Annotated in this window: 1 protein-coding gene; it reads left to right on the forward strand. The window is 65.7% G+C overall.

All coding sequences use genetic code 11. From position 1 onward, the window contains the following. Positions 1-1,136: bifunctional uroporphyrinogen-III C-methyltransferase/uroporphyrinogen-III synthase (locus tag ABT116_RS48870; RefSeq protein WP_351648046.1), on the forward strand; the 1,136-nt coding region annotated here is incomplete at both ends.

Here is a 1,136-nt window from a genome sequence, read left to right on the forward strand (position 1 = left end):
AGGAGACCGGCGAGCTGATCGCGGACGTGCGTCCGGCACTCGGTGAACCTGCCGAGGTTGCAAAGACATTGGTTCACGAGGCCAAAAACGGCCACGACGTCGTGCGTCTGGTCTCCGGCGACCCGCTGACCACCGATTCCGTGATCGCGGAGGTCACCGCAGTCGCCCGCACGCAGGTTCAGTTCGAGGTTCTCCCGGGTCTGCCTTCCGGTTCGGCTGTGCCGAGTTACGCAGGCATGGCGCTCGGCTCGGGTCACACCGAGGCCGACGTTCGCGGTGAAGTGGACTGGGCTGCTCTGGCCGCTGCACCGGGACCGCTTGTCCTGCATGCAACGTCAGGACATCTCGCCGAGACCGCCAGCGCGCTGGTCGAGAACGGCTTGGCTCCGCAGACGCCCGCTGCCATCACCGTCCGCGGCACCACTCGTCAGCAGCGAACCGTCGAGGCAACTCTCGCCACTCTCAACGAAGCCGGATCCGAACTGGTGGGCTCGCTCATCGTCACGGTCGGCAAGGTTGTCGCGCAGCGCAACAAGATGTCGTGGTGGGAATCGCGCGCACTGTACGGCTGGACCGTCCTCGTGCCGCGCACAAAGGATCAGGCCGGCGAGATGAGCGACCGTCTGGTCACTCACGGAGCCATCCCGATCGAGGTTCCGACCATCGCCGTCGAGCCGCCCCGCAGCCCGGCTCAGATGGAGCGTTCGGTCAAGGGTCTCGTCGACGGTCGCTACCAGTGGGTCGTCTTCACTTCCACCAATGCCGTTCGCGCAGTGTGGGAGAAGTTCGAAGAGTTCGGCCTCGACGCTCGCGCCTTCTCCGGTGTGAAGATCGCCTGCATCGGTGAAGCAACCGCAGCCAAGGTGCGCTCGTTCGGTATCAACCCCGAGCTGATCCCGACCGGTGAGCAGTCCAGCGAAGGCCTGTTGGCCGAATTCGCTCCGTACGACGACGTTTTCGATCCGGTCAACCGGGTTCTGTTGCCGCGCGCGGACATTGCAACCGAAACCCTCGCAGAGGGCCTGCGCGAACGCGGTTGGGAGATCGACGACGTCACCGCCTACCGCACCGTCCGGGCAGCGCCGCCGCCGGCCGAGACCCGCGAGATGATCAAGACCGGTGGATTCGACGCCGTC

It is taken from the genome of Streptomyces sp. NPDC002130, assembly GCF_040296465.1.
GTDB lineage: Bacteria > Actinomycetota > Actinomycetes > Streptomycetales > Streptomycetaceae > Streptomyces.